The sequence below is a fragment of the Streptomyces sp. GB4-14 genome, assembly GCF_022696125.1.
GTDB classification, from domain to species: Bacteria; Actinomycetota; Actinomycetes; order Streptomycetales; family Streptomycetaceae; genus Streptomyces; species Streptomyces werraensis.
Genome location: NZ_RZHO01000002.1, coordinates 5,270,044 through 5,290,007, shown reverse-complemented (window position 1 = coordinate 5,290,007; position 19,964 = coordinate 5,270,044). Strand labels below are relative to the sequence as shown.

The 19,964-nt window shown below is 68.5% G+C and carries 14 protein-coding genes, 3 rRNA genes and 1 pseudogene; 7 read left to right on the top strand and 11 right to left on the bottom strand.

Annotation, left to right across the window (positions count from 1 at the left end):
• Positions 1-26: 26 nt before the first annotated feature.
• Complete coding sequence (locus ELQ39_RS25360) at positions 27-1,319, top strand: DUF1015 family protein (protein WP_242594130.1); 1,293 nt, start codon at positions 27-29, stop codon at positions 1,317-1,319.
• An 81-nt stretch (positions 1,320-1,400) separates the two neighbouring features.
• Here the strand turns inward: ELQ39_RS25360 and ELQ39_RS25355 are convergent, their stop codons facing one another.
• The 5 genes from ELQ39_RS25355 to ELQ39_RS25335 form a co-directional block, all read right to left on the bottom strand.
• The gene (locus tag ELQ39_RS25355; protein ID WP_197724510.1) at positions 1,401-2,144 is read right to left on the bottom strand and encodes a tetratricopeptide repeat protein; all 744 of its coding nucleotides are present in this window, start codon (positions 2,142-2,144) and stop codon (positions 1,401-1,403) included.
• Between the two features lie 1,095 nt (positions 2,145-3,239).
• Positions 3,240-3,356: ribosomal RNA gene (gene rrf, locus ELQ39_RS25350) — 5S ribosomal RNA — on the bottom strand.
• Positions 3,357-3,460: 104 nt separating this feature from the next.
• Positions 3,461-6,584: ribosomal RNA gene (locus ELQ39_RS25345) — 23S ribosomal RNA — on the bottom strand.
• A gap of 314 nt (positions 6,585-6,898) precedes the next feature.
• Positions 6,899-8,426 (bottom strand): 16S ribosomal RNA (locus ELQ39_RS25340).
• The 16S, 23S and 5S rRNA genes sit together here, the layout of an rRNA operon.
• 526 nt (positions 8,427-8,952) lie before the next feature.
• Positions 8,953-9,594, bottom strand: a complete 642-nt coding sequence (locus tag ELQ39_RS25335; RefSeq protein WP_225629477.1) for a DNA-3-methyladenine glycosylase — start codon at positions 9,592-9,594, stop codon at positions 8,953-8,955.
• Between the two features lie 187 nt (positions 9,595-9,781).
• Between ELQ39_RS25335 and ELQ39_RS25330 the strand changes: the two genes are divergently transcribed.
• The 3 genes from ELQ39_RS25330 to ELQ39_RS25320 all read left to right on the top strand — a co-directional run bounded on the left by ELQ39_RS25330 (position 9,782) and on the right by ELQ39_RS25320 (position 11,859).
• A complete protein-coding gene (locus tag ELQ39_RS25330) occupies positions 9,782-10,564 on the top strand; it encodes a sporulation protein (protein WP_190005024.1) in 783 nt (260 codons plus the stop codon).
• 41 nt (positions 10,565-10,605) lie between these two features.
• Complete coding sequence (locus ELQ39_RS25325; protein WP_190005025.1) at positions 10,606-11,145, top strand: YbhB/YbcL family Raf kinase inhibitor-like protein; 540 nt, start codon at positions 10,606-10,608, stop codon at positions 11,143-11,145.
• 207 nt (positions 11,146-11,352) lie between these two features.
• Entirely contained in the window at positions 11,353-11,859 is a 507-nt protein-coding gene (locus ELQ39_RS25320; RefSeq protein WP_190005026.1) for an HNH endonuclease, read from the top strand.
• Between the two features lie 112 nt (positions 11,860-11,971).
• Here the strand turns inward: ELQ39_RS25320 and ELQ39_RS25315 are convergent, their stop codons facing one another.
• The 3 genes and pseudogenes from ELQ39_RS25315 to ELQ39_RS25305 all read right to left on the bottom strand — a co-directional run.
• Positions 11,972-12,919: an SPFH domain-containing protein gene (locus ELQ39_RS25315; RefSeq protein ID WP_190005027.1), complete on the bottom strand. Its 948-nt coding sequence runs from the start codon at positions 12,917-12,919 to the stop codon at positions 11,972-11,974.
• Between the two features lie 159 nt (positions 12,920-13,078).
• Entirely contained in the window at positions 13,079-13,510 is a 432-nt protein-coding gene (locus ELQ39_RS25310) for an NfeD family protein (protein WP_242594128.1), read from the bottom strand.
• 364 nt (positions 13,511-13,874) lie between these two features.
• Positions 13,875-14,405, bottom strand: a pseudogene (locus ELQ39_RS25305) (ABC transporter ATP-binding protein); the annotation flags it as partial.
• Positions 14,406-14,569: 164 nt separating this feature from the next.
• On the opposite strand from ELQ39_RS25305, the gene ELQ39_RS25300 reads away from it, so the two are divergent.
• Positions 14,570-15,358, top strand: coding sequence for a hypothetical protein (locus tag ELQ39_RS25300; RefSeq protein WP_242594125.1), 789 nt, complete (start codon positions 14,570-14,572; stop codon positions 15,356-15,358).
• 87 nt (positions 15,359-15,445) lie between these two features.
• On the opposite strand, the gene ELQ39_RS25295 is transcribed toward ELQ39_RS25300, so the two are convergent.
• The 3 genes from ELQ39_RS25295 to ELQ39_RS25285 all read right to left on the bottom strand — a co-directional run bounded on the left by ELQ39_RS25295 (position 15,446) and on the right by ELQ39_RS25285 (position 17,626).
• Positions 15,446-15,691, bottom strand: a complete 246-nt coding sequence (locus ELQ39_RS25295) for a chaplin (RefSeq protein ID WP_242594123.1) — start codon at positions 15,689-15,691, stop codon at positions 15,446-15,448.
• A gap of 155 nt (positions 15,692-15,846) precedes the next feature.
• Positions 15,847-16,488 carry a response regulator gene (locus ELQ39_RS25290; RefSeq protein ID WP_190005031.1) on the bottom strand — a complete coding sequence of 214 codons (642 nt, stop codon included), beginning with the start codon at positions 16,486-16,488 and terminating at the stop codon, positions 15,847-15,849.
• Positions 16,481-17,626: a GAF domain-containing sensor histidine kinase gene (locus ELQ39_RS25285; RefSeq protein ID WP_242594121.1), complete on the bottom strand. Its 1,146-nt coding sequence runs from the start codon at positions 17,624-17,626 to the stop codon at positions 16,481-16,483. Before ELQ39_RS25285 ends, ELQ39_RS25290 begins: the two co-directional genes overlap by 8 nt.
• 252 nt (positions 17,627-17,878) lie before the next feature.
• On the opposite strand from ELQ39_RS25285, the gene ELQ39_RS25280 reads away from it, so the two are divergent.
• Together ELQ39_RS25280 and ELQ39_RS25275 are read left to right on the top strand one after the other, a co-directional pair.
• Positions 17,879-18,577 (top strand): SDR family NAD(P)-dependent oxidoreductase, encoded by a 699-nt coding sequence (locus ELQ39_RS25280; protein WP_242594119.1) that lies wholly within the window; start codon positions 17,879-17,881, stop codon positions 18,575-18,577.
• Positions 18,574-19,617 carry an S-adenosylmethionine:tRNA ribosyltransferase-isomerase gene (locus ELQ39_RS25275; RefSeq protein ID WP_225629471.1) on the top strand — a complete coding sequence of 348 codons (1,044 nt, stop codon included), beginning with the start codon at positions 18,574-18,576 and terminating at the stop codon, positions 19,615-19,617. Before ELQ39_RS25280 ends, ELQ39_RS25275 begins: the two co-directional genes overlap by 4 nt.
• Positions 19,618-19,964: the final 347 nt, after the last annotated feature.

The window sequence follows — 19,964 nt, the reverse complement described above, 5'->3', positions numbered from 1 at the left end:
GGGGCCGGCACCCGTACGATGCCGGGATGAACTCTGCAGGTCACTCGACGGCAACGGCGCCCCGAGGTCTGGAACTCGCCCCGTTCCGCGGCCTTCGGTACGACCCGGACCGGGTCGGCAGCCTGGCCGCCGTGACATCCCCGCCCTACGACGTCGTGGTCCGCCCCGACGGCCTGCACCACCTCCAGTCCGCCGACCCGTACAACATCGTCCGTCTGATCCTGCCCGAGGCCGCCACGTCCGCGGAGCGCAACGCCCAGGCCGCCGAGACGCTCCGCCGCTGGCGCGCCGAGGGCGTCCTCACCGCCGACCCGCACCCCGGCCTGTACGTCTACGAGCAGCGCGACGGCGACGGCCTGGTGCAGCGGGGCCTGATCGGCGCGCTGCGCGTCTGCGAACCGGAGGAGCGGCTGGTGATGCCGCACGAGGACGTCATGCCGCACATCGTGGCGGACCGCGCGGACCTGATGCGCGCCACCAGCGCCAACCTCGAGCCGCTGCTCCTCACCTACCGGGGCGACGGCACCACGGCGGGCACGGCCGGTCTGATCGAGCGCACGGCCGACCGGCCTCCGCTCCTGGCGACCACCACGGAGGACGGCGTCCACCACCGCCTGTGGTCGGTCACCGACCCGGCCGGCCTGGCGGTGATCCGCGGCGAACTGTCCGCGCACCAGGCGCTGATCGCCGACGGCCACCACCGCTGGGCGACCTACCTCCGCCTGCGCGCCGAGCACCCCTCCCCCAGCCCGTGGGACCACGGCCTGGTCCTTCTGGTCGACACGGCCCGCTATCCGCTGCGGGTCCGCGCCATCCACCGCCTACTGCACGACCTGCCGGTCACCAAGGCTCTGAAGGCGCTGGACGGCGCCTTCCGCGTCCGCCGTCTGGACGTACCGCTGCAGCGGGCGATGGACGTGCTGGCCGAGGCGGCGGCGGAGGGCAACGCGTTTCTCCTCACCGGGGGCGACGGCGCCTTCCACCTCGTCGACCGGCCGGACCCCGCACTGCTGGACCGCACCGTGCCCGCGGACCGTCCGGAGGCCTGGCGCACCCTTGACGCGACGGTCCTGCACGCCACGCTCCTCGACCACGTCTGGCGCGTCCCCGACGACCCCGCCCACATCGCGTACATCCACGACACCGCGGCCACGGTGGACAAGGCCCGCCGCGACGGCGGTACGGCGGTGCTGATGCACCCCGTGCACGAGGACGTGGTGCGCGACCTCGCCCGGCAGGGGGTGACGATGCCCCGCAAGTCGACGTCGTTCGGCCCGAAGCCGGCGTCGGGCCTGGTGCTGCGCGCACTGGACCTCTGAAGCGTCCGTACATACGAGAAGGGGCGGGCCCGGCATTCAGCCGAGCCCGCCCCTTCTCCTGTGCGGGGTGCCGCGAGGAGCTCAGTCCTTGTCGTCGTCCTGCGCGCCCTGCTCGTCACGGTCGGCGCCGTTCTGGTCCTCGTCCTCGACGAGGGCGTCCATGAACTCCACCCCGTCCAGCTCGGCCAGCCGGTCGGAGGCGTCCGTGCTGCCGTCCCGGTCTGCCTCGACGGCCTTGGCGAACCACTCGCGCGCCTCGCCTTCACGGCCGGCGGCGAGCAGCGCGTCGGCGTACGCGTACCGCAGACGCGCGGTCCACGGCTGCACGGAGTTCGACGCCAGCTCGGGGCTCTGCAGGGTGACGATGGCGGCGTCCAGCTGGCCCATGTCACGCCGGGCGCCGGCCGCGACGAGCCGCATCTCGACCTGACCGGCCTTGTCCAGCTTCTGCACCTCGGGGGCGCCGGCCATGTCCAGTGCCTTCTCCGGCCGGCCGAGACCGCGCTCGCAGTCCGCCATCAGCGGCCACAGCTCCACGGTCCCGGTCATCCGCCGCGCGGCACGGAACTCGGCGAGGGCCTCGCCGTACTTCTGCGTCGCGTACGCGGCGAACCCGGCCGCCTCCCGCACGGCGGCCACGCGCGAGGCGAGCCGCAGGGCGACACGGGAGTAGGCGTAGGCGCGCTCGGGGTCCTCGTCGATGAGCCGGGCGACCATCACCAGGTTCTTGGCGACGTCCTCGGCGAGCGTCTTGGGCAGGCTCTGCAGCTCCTGCCGGACGTCCTTGTCGATCTCCTCGCCGGTGACGTCCTCGGGGATCGGCAGCCGCTTGATGGGCTCGCGGTCACGGTCCCGCTCGTCACGGAACCGGCCGCCGCCCTGGCGGTCGTCACGCCCACGGAACCCACCGGGACGGCCGCCCCGGTCGTCCCGGCGCGGGCCGCGCCCACGGTCACGGTCACGGTCGTCACGGCCGCGGAAGCCGCCACGGTCGCCCCGGTCGCGGTCGTCACGCCGGAAGCCGCCGCCACGGGAGTCGCGGTCGCCACCACGGGTGTCGGTACGGCTGTCGCCACCGCGACGGAAGCCACCGCGGTCGCGGTCCCGGTCGCCGCGCTCGGGCCGGTCGTCACGACGGAAGCCACCGCGGTCACCGCGGTCGTCGCTACGGCCCCGGTAGCCACCACGGTCCCGGTCGTCACGCCGATCATCACGGCGGTCATCACGGCGGTCGTCGCGCCGCCCGTACCCACGGTCGTCGTCACGACGGAAGCCACCGCGGTCACCGCGGTCGTCGCTACGGCCCCGGTAGCCACCACGGTCCCGGTCGTCACGCCGATCGTCACGGCGGTCATCGCGACGGTCGTCCCGCCGGCCGTACCCACGGTCGTCGTCACGACGGAAACCGCCACGGTCGCCGCGGTTGTCGTCACGACGGAAACCGCCACGGTCACCGCGGTCGTCGCTACGACCCCGGTAGCCACCACGGTCCCGGTCGTCGCGCCGGTCATCACGACGGTCGTCACGGCCGCGGTAACCGCCGCGGTCGCCCCCGCGGTTGTCGCGGTTGTCGTCGCGTCCACGGAAGCCGCCACGCTCGGGCCGGCCGCCGCTGCGGTCACGGTCGCTGGTGCGGTCCCGGTCCCGGTCGCGGTCGTCGCGACGGAAGGGGGGACGGTCGCCGTCCCGGCGGAAGCCACGGTCGCGGTCGTTGCCGCGACGGGGGCCACCGCGCTGGCCGCCACGATCCCCGCGGTCCGAACGGTCACCACTGTCCCGTCGCCGCTGGTCGCGCTCCGGTCGGTCGTCGGGAGAGTTGGTGGACATCGGTGACTCCTGTCTCGGGTACTGCAAGCATAAATACAAAAAGGACCCCTGGCCCCAGCTGAACGCTGGCGACCAGGGGTCCTTCCAAAGATTGTTCGGCGGCGTCCTACTCTCCCACAGGGTCCCCCCTGCAGTACCATCGGCGCTGTAAGGCTTAGCTTCCGGGTTCGAAATGTAACCGGGCGTTTCCCCTACGCTATGACCACCGAAACCCTAATGGTTTCGAGCGAACAAGCACACTCTTCTGTTATGCGTTCTGCTCAAAGCCGACAACGGTCGTTGTCTCAGAACTAACACAGTGGACGCGAGCAACTGAGGACAAGCCCTCGGCCTATTAGTACCGGTCAACTCCACACGTTACCGTGCTTCCATATCCGGCCTATCAACCCAGTCGTCTACTGGGAGCCTTACCCTCTCTAGGAGGTGGGAGTCCTCATCTCGAAGCAGGCTTCCCGCTTAGATGCTTTCAGCGGTTATCCCTCCCGAACGTAGCCAACCAGCCATGCCCTTGGCAGAACAACTGGCACACCAGAGGTTCGTCCGTCCCGGTCCTCTCGTACTAGGGACAGCCCTTCTCAAGACTCCTACGCGCACAGCGGATAGGGACCGAACTGTCTCACGACGTTCTAAACCCAGCTCGCGTACCGCTTTAATGGGCGAACAGCCCAACCCTTGGGACCGACTCCAGCCCCAGGATGCGACGAGCCGACATCGAGGTGCCAAACCATCCCGTCGATATGGACTCTTGGGGAAGATCAGCCTGTTATCCCCGGGGTACCTTTTATCCGTTGAGCGACGGCGCTTCCACAAGCCACCGCCGGATCACTAGTCCCGACTTTCGTCCCTGCTCGACCCGTCGGTCTCACAGTCAAGCTCCCTTGTGCACTTACACTCAACACCTGATTGCCAACCAGGCTGAGGGAACCTTTGGGCGCCTCCGTTACCCTTTAGGAGGCAACCGCCCCAGTTAAACTACCCATCAGACACTGTCCCTGATCCGGATCACGGACCCAGGTTAGACATCCAGCACGACCAGACTGGTATTTCAACGACGACTCCACCCGAACTGGCGTCCGAGCTTCACAGTCTCCCAGCTATCCTACACAAGCCGAACCGAACACCAATATCAAACTGTAGTAAAGGTCCCGGGGTCTTTCCGTCCTGCTGCGCGAAACGAGCATCTTTACTCGTAGTGCAATTTCACCGGGCCTATGGTTGAGACAGTCGAGAAGTCGTTACGCCATTCGTGCAGGTCGGAACTTACCCGACAAGGAATTTCGCTACCTTAGGATGGTTATAGTTACCACCGCCGTTTACTGGCGCTTAAGTTCTCAGCTTCGCCCACCCGAAAGTGAGCTAACCGGTCCCCTTAACGTTCCAGCACCGGGCAGGCGTCAGTCCGTATACATCGCCTTACGGCTTCGCACGGACCTGTGTTTTTAGTAAACAGTCGCTTCTCGCTGGTCTCTGCGGCCACCCCCAGCTCAGAGCGCGAAGCTCATCACCGGATGTGGCCCCCCTTCTCCCGAAGTTACGGGGGCATTTTGCCGAGTTCCTTAACCATAGTTCACCCGAACGCCTCGGTATTCTCTACCTGACCACCTGAGTCGGTTTAGGGTACGGGCCGCCATGAAACTCGCTAGAGGCTTTTCTCGACAGCATAGGATCATCCACTTCACCACAATCGGCTCGGCATCAGGTCTCAGACACATGGTGCGCGGATTTGCCTACACACCGTCCTACACCCTTACCCCGGGACAACCACCGCCCGGGATGGACTACCTTCCTGCGTCACCCCATCACTCACCTACTACCAGCTCGGGTCACCGGCTCCACCACTCCGACCTCGTCCGAAGACTCAGCCGGCGGCTTCACGGGCTTAGCATCACTGGATTCGATGTTTGACGCTTCACAGCGGGTACCGGAATATCAACCGGTTATCCATCGACTACGCCTGTCGGCCTCGCCTTAGGTCCCGACTTACCCTGGGCAGATCAGCTTGACCCAGGAACCCTTAGTCAATCGGCGCACACGTTTCTCACGTGTGAATCGCTACTCATGCCTGCATTCTCACTCGTCAACCGTCCACAACTCGCTTCCGCGGCTGCTTCACCCGGCAGACGACGCTCCCCTACCCATCACAGCACCCGTTGGGGCTATCTGCTGCAATGACACGACTTCGGCGGTACGCTTGAGCCCCGCTACATTGTCGGCGCGGAATCACTAGACCAGTGAGCTATTACGCACTCTTTCAAGGGTGGCTGCTTCTAAGCCAACCTCCTGGTTGTCTGTGCGACTCCACATCCTTTCCCACTTAGCGTACGCTTAGGGGCCTTAGTCGATGCTCTGGGCTGTTTCCCTCTCGACCATGGAGCTTATCCCCCACAGTCTCACTGCCGCGCTCTCACTTACCGGCATTCGGAGTTTGGCTAAGGTCAGTAACCCGGTAGGGCCCATCGCCTATCCAGTGCTCTACCTCCGGCAAGAAACACACGACGCTGCACCTAAATGCATTTCGGGGAGAACCAGCTATCACGGAGTTTGATTGGCCTTTCACCCCTAACCACAGGTCATCCCCCAGGTTTTCAACCCTGGTGGGTTCGGTCCTCCACGAAGTCTTACCTCCGCTTCAACCTGCCCATGGCTAGATCACTCCGCTTCGGGTCTTGAGCGTGCTACTGAAATCGCCCTGTTCGGACTCGCTTTCGCTACGGCTTCCCCACCCGGGTTAACCTCGCAACACACCGCAAACTCGCAGGCTCATTCTTCAAAAGGCACGCAGTCACGAGAACAAGGCAAGCCTTGTTCCGACGCTCCCACGGCTTGTAGGCACACGGTTTCAGGTACTATTTCACTCCGCTCCCGCGGTACTTTTCACCATTCCCTCACGGTACTATCCGCTATCGGTCACCAGGGAATATTTAGGCTTAGCGGGTGGTCCCGCCAGATTCACACGGGATTTCTCGGGCCCCGTGCTACTTGGGTGTCTCTCAAACGAGCCGCTGACGTTTCGACTACGGGGGTCTTACCCTCTACGCCGGACCTTTCGCATGTCCTTCGCCTACATCAACGGTTTCTGACTCGTCTCATGGCCGGCAGACCATGAAAGAGAGATCCCACAACCCCGAATGCGCAACCCCTGCCGGGTCTCACACGCATACGGTTTGGCCTCATCCGGTTTCGCTCGCCACTACTCCCGGAATCACGGTTGTTTTCTCTTCCTGCGGGTACTGAGATGTTTCACTTCCCCGCGTTCCCTCCACTTGCCCTATGTGTTCAGGCAAGGGTGACAGCCCATGACGACTGCCGGGTTTCCCCATTCGGACACCCCCGGATCAAAGCCTGGTTGACGACTCCCCGGGGCCTATCGTGGCCTCCCACGTCCTTCATCGGTTCCTGGTGCCAAGGCATCCACCGTGCGCCCTTAAAAACTTGGCCACAGATGCTCGCGTCCACTGTGCAGTTCTCAAACAACGACCAACCACCCATCACCCCCGGAACAACCCGGAGTGCACTGGGGCCGGCACTGAAGGCGACCATGCGGCCGAACCCTCAGACACCCAACAGCGTGCCCGACACAGTCAGTTGACCAGATCAGCGTTCCACGCCCCGAAGAGCAGTACTAGCGCCTGGTCCATCCTGGACCGTGCCGAGTAGTCAACGTTCCACCCATGAGCAACCAGCATCAGACGTTCGCCGATGTACTGGCCTCTGACCTCGTCCCGAGGGACTCGGTGAGAAGTGCTCCTTAGAAAGGAGGTGATCCAGCCGCACCTTCCGGTACGGCTACCTTGTTACGACTTCGTCCCAATCGCCAGTCCCACCTTCGACAGCTCCCTCCCACAAGGGGTTGGGCCACCGGCTTCGGGTGTTACCGACTTTCGTGACGTGACGGGCGGTGTGTACAAGGCCCGGGAACGTATTCACCGCAGCAATGCTGATCTGCGATTACTAGCGACTCCGACTTCATGGGGTCGAGTTGCAGACCCCAATCCGAACTGAGACCGGCTTTTTGAGATTCGCTCCACCTCGCGGTATCGCAGCTCATTGTACCGGCCATTGTAGCACGTGTGCAGCCCAAGACATAAGGGGCATGATGACTTGACGTCGTCCCCACCTTCCTCCGAGTTGACCCCGGCGGTCTCCCGTGAGTCCCCAGCACCACAAGGGCCTGCTGGCAACACGGGACAAGGGTTGCGCTCGTTGCGGGACTTAACCCAACATCTCACGACACGAGCTGACGACAGCCATGCACCACCTGTACACCGACCACAAGGGGGACCCTGTCTCCAGGGTTTTCCGGTGTATGTCAAGCCTTGGTAAGGTTCTTCGCGTTGCGTCGAATTAAGCCACATGCTCCGCCGCTTGTGCGGGCCCCCGTCAATTCCTTTGAGTTTTAGCCTTGCGGCCGTACTCCCCAGGCGGGGCACTTAATGCGTTAGCTGCGGCACGGACGACGTGGAATGTCGCCCACACCTAGTGCCCACCGTTTACGGCGTGGACTACCAGGGTATCTAATCCTGTTCGCTCCCCACGCTTTCGCTCCTCAGCGTCAGTATCGGCCCAGAGATCCGCCTTCGCCACCGGTGTTCCTCCTGATATCTGCGCATTTCACCGCTACACCAGGAATTCCGATCTCCCCTACCGAACTCTAGCCTGCCCGTATCGACTGCAGACCCGGGGTTAAGCCCCGGGCTTTCACAACCGACGCGACAAGCCGCCTACGAGCTCTTTACGCCCAATAATTCCGGACAACGCTCGCGCCCTACGTATTACCGCGGCTGCTGGCACGTAGTTAGCCGGCGCTTCTTCTGCAGGTACCGTCACTTTCGCTTCTTCCCTGCTGAAAGAGGTTTACAACCCGAAGGCCGTCATCCCTCACGCGGCGTCGCTGCATCAGGCTTTCGCCCATTGTGCAATATTCCCCACTGCTGCCTCCCGTAGGAGTCTGGGCCGTGTCTCAGTCCCAGTGTGGCCGGTCGCCCTCTCAGGCCGGCTACCCGTCGTCGCCTTGGTGAGCCATTACCTCACCAACAAGCTGATAGGCCGCGGGCTCATCCTGCACCGCCGGAGCTTTCGATCACCAAGGATGCCCAAGATGATCAGTATCCGGTATTAGACCCCGTTTCCAGGGCTTGTCCCAGAGTGCAGGGCAGATTGCCCACGTGTTACTCACCCGTTCGCCACTAATCCCCTCCCGAAGGAGGTTCATCGTTCGACTTGCATGTGTTAAGCACGCCGCCAGCGTTCGTCCTGAGCCAGGATCAAACTCTCCGTGAATGTTTACCCGTGATCGGGTGCACACATCACGAGAGCGGAACATCGGGAGGAATAGTCCCGACGTTCACAGCGTCCTCGCTGTGTTTTCTTCAAAGGAACCTCGACCATCCGAACCGGATGGACGGGGTATCAACATATCTGGCGTTGACTTTTGGCACGCTGTTGAGTTCTCAAGGAACGGACGCTTCCTTTGTACTCACCCTCTCGGGCTTTCCTCCGGGCGCTTCCCTTCGGTCTTGCGTTTCCGACTCTATCAGACCCTTTCGGCTCCGATTCCCGGTCGGCGGGATGTCGTGGGGTTTTGAGCTTTCGCCCGTCGCCCTTTCGACATTCACTACGTTAACCGATCTCCCCGCCCGATTCATAATCGGGGCCGGCGGCTCCGAATTCGGACATGCGGACACGCCGAATTCGACCCCGCTGAAGGGGTGGTTGTAGGTAGTGGGTTGGCCGCCTGCGGATGCAGGACGAACGCCCTGCCCGGCTCAAGCGGCTCGGGCTATATTACGCATCTTCCGCGAGCGAGTCAACTTCGGCGTCGGCGCGGCACGTGGGCCCGGTAGGGGCTGACCGTCGGGTCGTCCGCGACCCAGTACCGCCAGGGGTGCACGGCACCGTCGCCGGAGACGCCGGTGCGGGGCCCGCTGCGTACCTGGGCGGGGTCGGCAGGCGTGCCGTGGAGGATCCGGAGCGGGGTGTCGCCGGTGGCGCAGGCGTCCGTGCCGTTGAGGGAGCGGTCGACGTCCAGAGCCGTGGCCAGGCGGGCCGGGCCCTTGGCCAGTTCCTTGTCGTTGCGGGCCGAGAGCCGGCGGGTGCGGGCGAGCTCCGCGCCCTCCACGATCTCCCCCGCGCGCAACAGGACCGCGCTCGCCCGGCCCTCGGGACCGCAGACCAGGTTCATGCAGAACCACATGCCGTAGGTGAAGTAGACGTACACATGGCCGGGCGCACCGAACATCACCTCGTTGCGGGCCGTGCGTCCGCGATAGGCGTGCGAGCCGGGGTCGTTCTGTCCGTCGTAGGCCTCCACCTCGGTCAGGCGGAGGACGATCGGGCCGTCCGGGGTGTCGCGGACGAGGAGGCGGCCGAGGAGATCGGGGGCGACCTCCAGGACGGGCCGGTCGAAGAACTCCCTCGGCAGGGGCGTACGGTCGGGGCTCGCGATCATGCCGTCCGAGGGTACTGGAGGCGGGTGGGCCACGGGCTGGTCAAGCCGCCGTCGCGGTTGCCAGGGTGGGGGCACACGGAACCGGCCGCGGCCGGATCGCGTTGTTAGGGAGCGAGTCCGGCGCACGACGTGCTGCGGGCCGGTGGATCAGGCGTGGCCCGCTGGGGTCGCCTGGAGAGGGAGAGACATGGCGTTCAAGAAGCTGCTGGCGAGTCTGGGGGCCGGCGGGGCCTCGGTCGAGACGGTGCTGCACGAGGTCAACGTCGTTCCTGGGGGTGTGGTCCAGGGCGAGGTGCGGATCCAGGGCGGGTCCGTGAACCAGCAGATCGAGGGGCTGTCGGTCGGCCTTCAGGCCAAGGTCGAGGTCGAGAGCGGCGACGAGGAGTACAAGCAGAACATCGAGTTCACCAAGCAGCAGCTGGGCGGCGCCTTCGAGCTGCAGGCGGGCGCGGTGCACGCGGTGCAGTTCGGCCTTGAGATCCCCTGGGAGACGCCGGTCACGATGATCGACGGGCAGCCGCTGCGCGGGATGGACATCGGTGTGACCACCGAGCTGGCGATCGCGCGGGCCGTGGACTCCGGTGACCTGGACCCGATCAACGTGCACCCGCTGCCGGCGCAGAAGGCGATCCTGGACGCGTTCATCCAGCTCGGCTTCCGCTTCAAGACCGCGGACATGGAGCGCGGCCACATCCGGGGCACGCGGCAGAAGCTGCCGTTCTACCAGGAGATCGAGTTCTTCCCGCCGTCGCAGTACCGCGGACTGCACCAGGTGGAGCTGAGCTTCGTGGCCGACGCGCAGGCGATGGACGTCGTGCTCGAGATGGACAAGAAGCCGGGTCTGTTCAGCGAGGGCAGCGACACCTTCCGTTCCTTCCAGGTGGGTCTGAACGACTACCAGGGGACCGACTGGGCGGCGTACCTGAACCAGTGGCTGTCGGAGGTCGGCTCCAAGCGCAACTGGTTCTAGGCTCGTTCGCGACTGAACGTCATCGATCAGGAGGTACCGAGGTGACCGAGCTCAAGCGGCGGCCGCTCCCCCATGACTTCCATCCGCCCGTGCCGTCGTTCACGGTGACGAGCGAGGATGTGACGGAGGGGGCGACGCTCAAGGACGCTCAGGTCCACGCGGCGGGCAACACGTCGCCGCAGCTGCGCTGGGAAGGCTTCCCGCCGGAGACCAAGAGCTTCGCAGTGACCTGCTACGACCCGGACGCCCCGACGGGCAGCGGGTTCTGGCACTGGGTGGTGTTCGACATCCCGGCCTCGGTGACGGAACTGCCGGCGGGAGCGGGCAACAGCCCGTTCGAGGGACTGCCCGAGGGCGCCGTCCACGCGCGGAACGACTACGGCACCAAGGAGTTCGGCGGTGCCGCGCCGCCGCCCGGGGACGGTCCGCACCGGTACGTGTTCACGGTGTACGCGGTGGACCAGGAGAAGCTGGGTCCGGACGAGAACGCCTCTCCTGCCGTGGTCGGTTTCAACCTGCGGTTCCACACGCTCGCGCGTGCGCAGCTGATCGGTGAGTACGAGGTGCCCGCGGAGTCCTGAGTCCCCCGCGCGACACCGGACGTTCCCGGAACGTTTGCCCGCCCCTGGTCTTGGAATTGATCAGGGGCGGGCATTTTTTCCGCCGGGGTCCCCGGGAGGCGTCTTCCGTGGGAGCAGCGGATATTGCGTTGTCCATCCCGGCGCGCCCGGCCAGAGTTGTTCCAGCCCGCCGAGGGGCGGGCCGGTGCGCACGGGAGGTGGGCTGGTATGCGGGACACGCTGGTGCTGAACGCGAGCTTCGAGCCGTTGTCGACGGTGACGCTGAACCGAGCCGTCGTTCTGGTGCTGCAGGACAAGGCCGTCGTCGAGCAGGCCCACCCCGAACTGCGGATGCGGGGAGCCGCGGTCGACATACCGGCGCCCCGGGTGATCAGGCTCTGCCAATACGTGCGGGTGCCGTTCCGAAGACGTGCGCCGTGGTCGAGGCGGGGTGTGCTGGTGAGGGACCGGCACCGGTGCGCCTACTGCGGGCGCAGGGCGACGACCGTCGACCATGTGGTGCCGCGGTCGCTCGGCGGGCAGGACACCTGGCTGAACACGGTGGCGTCGTGCGCCGAGGACAATCACCGCAAGGCCGACCGGACGCCGGAGCAGGCGGGGATGCCGCTGCTGCGTGAGCCGTACGAGCCGACGCCGGCGGACGCGATGCTGTTGGCGCTCGCCAGGGACGACTTCGACGCGTTGCCGGAGTGGCTGGCGTCGGCCGCGGCGTGACGGCTTCGCCGTAGGGGCTGAGCGGATGACCCGGGTGCGGGTCGGCCGTGGTTGATCGCGCAGTTCCCCGCGCCCCTTGGGGGTGCGGGGAACGCGTGTTTTCCGGGTGTTCTCAGTCGATCGAGGGCTTCTCGCGGCGTTCCTGGGCGGGGACGGTGCCTCCTGGGGCGCCGTTGCCGCCCAGGTTGGAGCCGAAGTTGCCGACGGCGCCGGAGAGGCCCTTGAGGGCGTCGCCGATCTCGCTGGGGACGATCCAGAGCTTGTTGGCGTCGCCCTCGGCGATCTTCGGCAGCATCTGGAGGTACTGGTAGGAGAGCAGCTTCTGGTCCGGGTCTCCGGCGTGGATGGCCTCGAAGACCGTGCGGACGGCCTGGGCCTCGCCCTCGGCGCGCAGGGCGGCGGCCTTGGCCTCACCCTCTGCGCGCAGGATCTGGGACTGCTTCTCGCCCTCGGCGCGCAGGATCTCGGACTGCCGGACACCTTCGGCCTGGAGGATGGCGGCGCGCTTGTCGCGGTCGGCGCGCATCTGCTTCTCCATCGAGTCCTGGATGGAGGTGGGCGGCTCGATGGCCTTGAGCTCGACGCGGTTGACGCGGATGCCCCACTTGCCGGTGGCCTCGTCGAGGACGCCGCGCAGCGCCGCGTTGATCTCTTCGCGGGAGGTGAGGGTCCGCTCGAGGTCCATGCCGCCGATGATGTTGCGCAGGGTGGTGACGGTGAGCTGCTCGATGGCCTGGATGTAACTGGCGACCTCGTAGGTGGCGGCCCGGGCGTCGGTCACCTGGTAGTAGATGACGGTGTCGATGTTGACGACCAGGTTGTCCTGGGTGATCACCGGCTGCGGCGGGAAGGGGACGACCTGCTCGCGGAGGTCGATGCGGTTGCGGATGGTGTCGATGAACGGGACGACGATGTTGAGGCCCGCGTTGAGCGTCCGCGTGTAGCGGCCGAAGCGCTCGACGATGGCGGCGCTGGCCTGTGGGATGACTTGGATCGTCTTGATCAGGGCGATGAAGACCAACACCACCAGGATGATCAGGACGATGATGACCGGTTCCATCGTCGGTTCCCCGAACCCTTCTTAGCCTCGGCGCCTACGGCAGGTCGTGTGTGCCTGTGCACGGTCGTGCGGTTGTAGATCTTGCTGGTCGAGTCTGTCAGACCGCGGGGCCAACCGGGGGCGTGTTCGCACCGGTTGTGCCGTACGGGAGGTGCGGGATCACATGATGACCGCGGTGGCCCCCTCGATGTCCACGACGTCGACCTCCTGGCCGACCTCGTAGGAGCGGCCGGTGTCGAGGGCGCGGGCCGACCAGACCTCGCCCGCCAGTTTGATGCGGCCGCCGCTGCCGTCGACGCGTTCGAGGACGACGGCCTGTTTCCCCTTCAGGGCGTCGACCCCGGTGGCCAGTTCGGGCCGCTGGGAGCGGTGTCTGCGGGCGATGGGGCGGACGACGGCGATCAGCGCGGTCGAGACGACGGCGAAGACCGCGACCTGGGCGACGGCTCCGCCGCCGAAGATGCCGGAGACCACTGCCGCGGCGACGGCGCCCACCGCGAGCATGCCGAGTTCGGGCATCGCGGTGATCACCAGCCCGATGCCGAGTGCCGCCGCGCCGATCAGCCACCACAGCCATGCGTCGATGTCCACAAGGTCATGGTAGAACCGCGCACCCGGTCACGGACAGGGCGCCGGTCGGTCGAACGTGCCTTGTCGTGCCGGGTGTTGTGCGCGCGGTGACGCCGTGTCAGCTCATCGGGAGGCCCTGGGCGGTCCAGCGGTCGCCGACCTGCTCGACGACGAGCGGGAGGCCGAAGCACAGGGAAAGGTTGCGGCTGGTGAGTTCGAGCTCGAGCGGGCCGGCGGCGAGGACCTTGCCCTGACGGATCATCAGGACGTGGGTGAAGCCCGGGGCGATCTCCTCCACGTGGTGCGTGACCATGATCATGGAGGGGGCGATCGGGTCGCGGGCGAGGCGGCCGAGGCGGCGCACCAGGTCCTCGCGGCCGCCGAGGTCGAGGCCGGCGGCGGGCTCGTCGAGGAGGAGCAGCTCGGGGTCGGTCATCAGGGCGCGGGCGATGAGGGTGCGCTTGCGCTCGCCCTCGGAGAGGGTGCCGAACTTGCGGTCCAGGTACTCGGACATCCCGAGGCGGTCGAGGAAGGCGCGGGCGCGCTGTTCGTCGATGTCCTCGTACTCCTCCTGCCAGCCGGCGGTCATGCCGTAGGCGGCGGTGAGCACGGTCTGCAGGACGGTCTGCTTCTTGGGCAGCTTGTCGGCGAGGGCGATGCCGGCCACGCCGATGCGGGGGCGCAGCTCGAAGACGTCGGTGCCGGGGCGGCCGAGGGTCTCGCCGAGGATGGTGGCGGTGCCCTTGCTCGGGTAGAGGTAGCTCGACGCGATGTTCAGCAGGGTGGTCTTGCCGGCGCCGTTGGGGCCGAGGATGACCCAGCGTTCGCCCTCCTTGACCGACCAGGAGACCTGCTCCACCAGAGCCCGGCCCTCGCGGACCACGGATACGTCCTGAAGTTCCAGAACATCGCTCATGAGCGCCTTGTCTCCCCTTGCAGTGTGGCCGGTCTCGGCTGTCGCGTACGCCTTGTGGGTCGGTCCGCCGCACCCGTGGGCGGGAGCCCATCATGAAATCTACGCCACCGGCCGACCCGGACATTCCATCGGTCCGGTTTCGGGGCGCTGTCTAGGGTGTACGCATGCTTTCGGAACCACGCTCTGGTCGTCTCGCCGCTTGGGGCAATGCCCTTCTTGCCGGACTTGTCTCCCCGGACGAGGCGGCGCTCGCCGCCGTCGGGGATGACGCGGTGCACCGGGTGGAGGGGGTGCCCGGGGAGTCCGCGCCGGTGGGGCTGACGCTGGCCCTGGGGCGGCTGCGGGGGCTCGGGGTGTCGGGGCTGCGGGTGGCGCTGCCGGCGCCGGGTCATCCGCTGGGACTGAGCGGGCCGCCGGAGTTCAACGCACGGGCGCTGGAGGCCGAGGAGGCCGTGGTGTGCCAGGGGGCGGCGCTGGGACTGGTGCCGGAGGTGTCGGAGGCCGGGCCCGAGGGCGATGTGCATGTGGAGGTCCTCTGGCACTGTCTGCCGGTGCGGGAGGCGCCGCCGGCGGACGTGCCGTCGCTGGGTGAGGCGGAGCGGGAGCTGGCGGAGGCGCTGCGGGAGGCGACGGAGGCGCTGACGCGACTGGACGTGGCCGGGTCGGGTCCGGTCGCGGAGGCGGCGATCGACGCCTACCGGGCGCGGGCCACGGCGTCGCGCGGGCAGGACGTGCTGGCGCCGGGGTACCCGCCGCGTGCGGTGCGGGTGCTGGAGCTGGCGCAGCGGGTGGGCGCGCTGGTGTCTCTGGCGACGGCGCACGGGCACGGGGGCGCGGTGAGCGCGTCGGAGATGTCGGCGCGGGCTCTGGCGCTGCGGCCGGTCGAGCGGACGGCCCGGCGGGCGCAGGTGGCCGCGTACAACGCGTTCGTGGAGGAGCGCGGGGCGCGCTGACCCCCGGGCACCCGTCCCGGACAGGGACGAGCCCCGGCGCCGGGTGGGGGCGGGCGGCCGGGGCTTGTCGTCCGGTGGCGTCGGTCGTCAGTCGTTGACGGCGACGTTGCCGAAGGCCGGGTTCAGCACACCGATGACGTTGACGCTGTTGCCCGACACGTTGACCGGGACGTCGACCGGGACCTGGACGAGGTTGCCGGAGACGACGCCCGGGGAACCCACGGCCTTGCCGTGCGCGTGGCTGCCCTCGGTGGCGGAGGCCACGCCCGCACCGGCGGCGAGCAGACCGCCGGCCACCATCGTCACGGCCGCTGCCTTCTTCAGGTTCTTCACTTTCCGAGCCCTCCCTTGCGACGACCGCGGCGAGCGCCGCGGTCCGTACTGGGCAACGCGCGGCACGGGCAGGGGACACGGCGCCCGGGGGCCATTCCCCCTACGGTATGAATCTCACACCGGAGGGGAACCTTCCGGTGACAACGGGCCGACGGTCACCCGCTGAGCCCGTGCCGTACGGCCCACAGCGCGGCCTGGGTGCGGTCTGCCAGGTCGAGCTTCATCAGGATGTTCGACACGTGTGTCTTCACCGTCTTCTCGGACAGCACGAGGGCGCGGGCGATCTCCCGGTTGGCGCGGCCGTCCGCTATCAGCCCCAGCACCTCGCGCTCCCGCTCGGTGAGGGAACCCGCGCGTCCCGCCCCGGAACCGCTCTCCTCCTGGGACAGCAGCGCGCCCGCCACCTCCGGCTGGAGCAGCACGTGCCCGGCGTGCACGGAGCGGATGGCGCCGGCCAGCGCGTCGGGGTCGATGTCCTTGTACACGTAGCCGGCGGCGCCCGCGCGGAGGGCGGGGATCACCGTGCGCTGCTCGGTGAAGCTGGTGACGACCAGCACCCGGGCGCGGTGGTCCTGCTCGCGCAGTCTGCGCAGCGCCTCCACGCCGTCCATGCCGGGCATCTTGACGTCCATGAGGATGACGTCGGGCTGGAGCTCGCCGGCCAGGGCGACCCCCTGCGCGCCGTCCGCGGCCTCGCCGACGACCTCGATGTCGTCCTGCACCTCCAGGAAGGTGCGCAGACCGCGCCGGACCACCTGGTGGTCGTCGACCAGCAGCACCTTGATCGGGTCAGCCACCGGGGACCTCCATCTCGATGGTGGTGCCCTTGCCGGGCGCCGATTCCACGGTCAGCCTGCCGCCGACCCCGCTCGCCCGGTCCCGCATGGAGACCAGGCCCAGATGGCGGCCCGCGCGGCGGACGGTGTGCGGGTCGAAGCCGTCGCCGTCGTCGCCGACCCGCAGGACCGCCCCCTTGCCGCGCCGTTCCAGGGTCACGTCGACGTGTGTCCCGCCGGAGTGGCGCAGGGCGTTGTGCAGCGCCTCCTGGGCGACCCGCAGCACGGCCTCCTCCTGGGCGGCGGGCAGGGCGCGCACGCCGTGGCCGGTGAAGGTGACGCGCGCGCTGTGGGCGCGGTCGAGGACCTGCACCTGGGTGCGCAGGGTGGCGACCAGCCCGTCCTCGTCGAGGGCGGCGGGGCGCAGCTCCACGACCGCGGCGCGCAGTTCGTCGGCGGCCTCGGCGGCCAGCTCCGCCACCTGCTGCAGCTCGCCCTTGGCGCGGGCCGGGTCGCGGTCCACGAGACGGGCGGCGGCCTGGGCGGTGAGGCGCAGGGAGAACAGTTTCTGGCTGACGGCGTCGTGCAGCTCGTGGGCCAGGCGGGAGCGCTCCTCGGCGATGGTCAGTTCGCGGCTGCGCTCGTACAGGCGGGCGTTGGTGAGGGCGATGGCGGCGTGCTGGGCGAGGATGCCGAGCAGTTCCTCGTCGTCCTCGGTGAAGCCGCAGGCGCCGTCCGGTTTCGGGCAGTTCTTGTTCGCGAGGAACAGGGCGCCGAGCACCTCGTCGCCGTCGCGGATCGGCAGGCCCAGGAAGTCGACGAGGTCGGGGTGGGCGCTGGGCCAGCCCTCGAAGCGGGGGTCGCGGCGCACGTCGGCGAGGCGCTGCGGGGCGGCGTCGTCGAGCATCGCGGCGAGGACGCCGTGCCGGCGCGGCAGGGGGCCGATGGCCTTCCACTGCTCGTCGCTGACGCCGTCCACCACGAACTGGGCGAAGCCGCCGTGGTCGTCGGGCACGCCGAGCGCGGCGTACTGGGCACCGAGGAGTTCGCGGGCGGAGGCGACGATCGTCTTGAGGACGTCGCGCACCTCGAGGTGCCTGCTCATGGCCAGCAACGCGGAGCTCACCGCGGCGAGGCCGGACCGGGGGCCGTGGCTCATGTCCTCACGGTACCGGCGGGGCGCGGGCACGCGGATCGGACCGCTGTCCGCCCCTCTCCCCCGCCGCTGGTCCTAGGTCCCGGGTCCGGGGCCGCCGCCGGGGACTAGGACGCGGGGCGGGGGCGTGCCGTCGTAGGCCGAAGGGACCCGGGCGGCTGCGTCCCGCGCCCGAGGCGGCCGCACGGCCCTGCTTCCTACGTTGATCGCACGCCGACAGGGCGGGACGGCGCCACGGACGAAGGGACGGTTGTCATGCCGGTTGCGATCATCACGGGAGCCTCGAAGGGGCTCGGACGGGCGCTGGCCGTGCGGCTGGCGGAGCGGGGCTGGGACCTGGTGCTCGACGCGCGGGGCGAGGACCGTCTGGCGGAGACGGCGGTGCTGGCCTCGGCGCACGGCACACGGGTGACGGCGGTGCCCGGGGACGTCTCGGACCCCGCGCACCGCGCGGAGCTGGTGGCGGCGGCCCGGCGGCTGGGCGGGGTGGACCTGCTGGTGCACAACGCGAGCGCGCTGGGCGCCGAGCCGCTGGTGCGGCTGGCGGAACTTCCGCTGGAAGGGCTGCGGCGGGCGCTGGAGGTGAACCTGGTGGCCGCGCTGGGCCTGGTGCAGGAGGCGCTGCCGCTGCTGAGGACCGCCGAGGCGGGCGCGGTGCTGGTGGTCAGCTCGGACGCCGCCGCGGAGCCGTACCCGACGTGGGGCGGCTACGGCGCGTCGAAGGCGGGGCTCGACCAGCTGGCGGCGGTGCTGGCGGAGGAGGAGCCGGGGCTGCGGGTGTGGTCGGTCGACCCCGGGGACATGGCGACGGACCTGTACGCGGCGGCCGTGCCGGACGACGACGATCTGCGGCCGGAGCCGGACACGGTGGTGCCGGGGTTCCTGCGGCTGCTGGAGGAGCGGCCGGCCAGTGGCCGCTACGGCGCCCCGGCGCTGCTGGAGGGACGGCGGTGACGGTCACGTTCCGGGTGCCGGAGGAGCTGTCGGCGCGGGTGCCGGCGGAGCAGCGGGCGCCCGGCCGGGACCGGGACGCGGTGCGGCTGCTGGTGTCGCGGGGCACCGAGGTGTCCCACCACGCGTTCGCGGAGCTGCCGCTGCTGCTGCGCGCGGGCGACCTGCTGGTGGTGAACACCTCGCCCACGCTGGCGGCGGCCGTCGACGGCCGGATCGGCGACGCGCGCGTGGTGGTGCACTTCTCCACCCGAGGCGACGACGGGCGCTGGGCGGTCGAGCTGCGGGACCCGGACGGGCGCGGCACCACGCGCGTGCGCGCGGGCACACGCGCGGGTACAGGGGTGCGGCTGGCCGGGGGTGCGCGGCTGCGGGTCGAGGAGCCGCTGAGCGCGGGGGCGCCGCGGCTGTGGTGGGCGCGGGTGTCGCGGGACGTGCCGGGACTGCTGCGGGAGCACGGGCGGCCGATCCGGTACGCGTACACGGAGCGGGACCAGCCGCTGTCGGCGTACCAGACGGTGTTCGCGCTGCCGTCGCGGGACGGCTCGGGGAGCGCGGAGATGCCGAGCGCGGGGCGCCCGTTCACCGCGCGGACGGTGACGGAGCTGGTGAGCCGCGGGGTGCAGGTCGCGCCGGTGCGGCTGGACGCGGGGGTGGCGTCGGCGGAGGCGCACGAGCCGCCGTACCCGGAGCGGTTCGCGGTGCCGGAGGCGTCGGCGCGGCTGGTCGGCGCGGTGCGGGCGGGCGGTGGCCGGGTGGTCGCGGTGGGGACGACGGCGGTGCGTGCGCTGGAGTCGGCGGCCGGTCCCGACGGGGTGGTGCGGGCCCGTGCGGGGTGGACGGACCTGGTGGTGACCCCGGAGCGGGGGGTGCGGGTGGTGGACGGGCTGCTGACCGGGCTGCACGAGCCGGAGGCGTCGCACCTGCTGATGCTGGAGGCGGTCGCGGGGCGGGAGGCGGTGGCGCGGGGCTACGAGGAGGCGCTGGACGGGCGCTACCTGTGGCACGAGTTCGGGGACGTCCATCTGCTGCTGCCGTCGTGACCGAGGGGCGCGAACCGTCCCTGCCGAAGGCACGGAACTCCTCACACAGCGCGTTGCGTCAGCAACACGTGGTGAGGAAGGACGAGGGCCGGTGTGAGGCCGGGCATAGGGCGCACATCACGTACGAAGCGGAGTAGGAGATACATATCGCCCACACGAGCGGGGCGAACAGTCCTATCTGCCCGGTTTGCCATCCCCCTGATCCACTACCCGGCTTCGTAGGTCACATCTTTGCCCAGCGATTTTGCGGCCGCTAACAATGGCTGCGTCGCTCAGCGCCGTGGGCTTTTGGCCCGCGGCGTTCGTGTGCCGAAGAAGCACCGGTCCCACCGGACATCGAGCGACCT

What these genes read in the sequence shown, in the direction of transcription:
- ELQ39_RS25360 (WP_242594130.1), top strand. Translation starts at nt 27, where the DNA reads ATGAACTCTGCAGGTCACTCGACGGCAACGGCGCCCCGAGGTCTGGAA.
- ELQ39_RS25335 (WP_225629477.1), bottom strand. Translation starts at nt 9,594, where the DNA reads ATGATCGCGAGCCCCGACCGTACGCCCCTGCCGAGGGAGTTCTTCGAC.
- ELQ39_RS25330 (WP_190005024.1), top strand. Translation starts at nt 9,782, where the DNA reads ATGGCGTTCAAGAAGCTGCTGGCGAGTCTGGGGGCCGGCGGGGCCTCG.
- ELQ39_RS25320 (WP_190005026.1), top strand. Translation starts at nt 11,353, where the DNA reads ATGCGGGACACGCTGGTGCTGAACGCGAGCTTCGAGCCGTTGTCGACG.
- ELQ39_RS25315 (WP_190005027.1), bottom strand. Translation starts at nt 12,919, where the DNA reads ATGGAACCGGTCATCATCGTCCTGATCATCCTGGTGGTGTTGGTCTTC.
- ELQ39_RS25300 (WP_242594125.1), top strand. Translation starts at nt 14,570, where the DNA reads ATGCTTTCGGAACCACGCTCTGGTCGTCTCGCCGCTTGGGGCAATGCC.
- ELQ39_RS25285 (WP_242594121.1), bottom strand. Translation starts at nt 17,626, where the DNA reads ATGAGCCACGGCCCCCGGTCCGGCCTCGCCGCGGTGAGCTCCGCGTTG.
- ELQ39_RS25280 (WP_242594119.1), top strand. Translation starts at nt 17,879, where the DNA reads ATGCCGGTTGCGATCATCACGGGAGCCTCGAAGGGGCTCGGACGGGCG.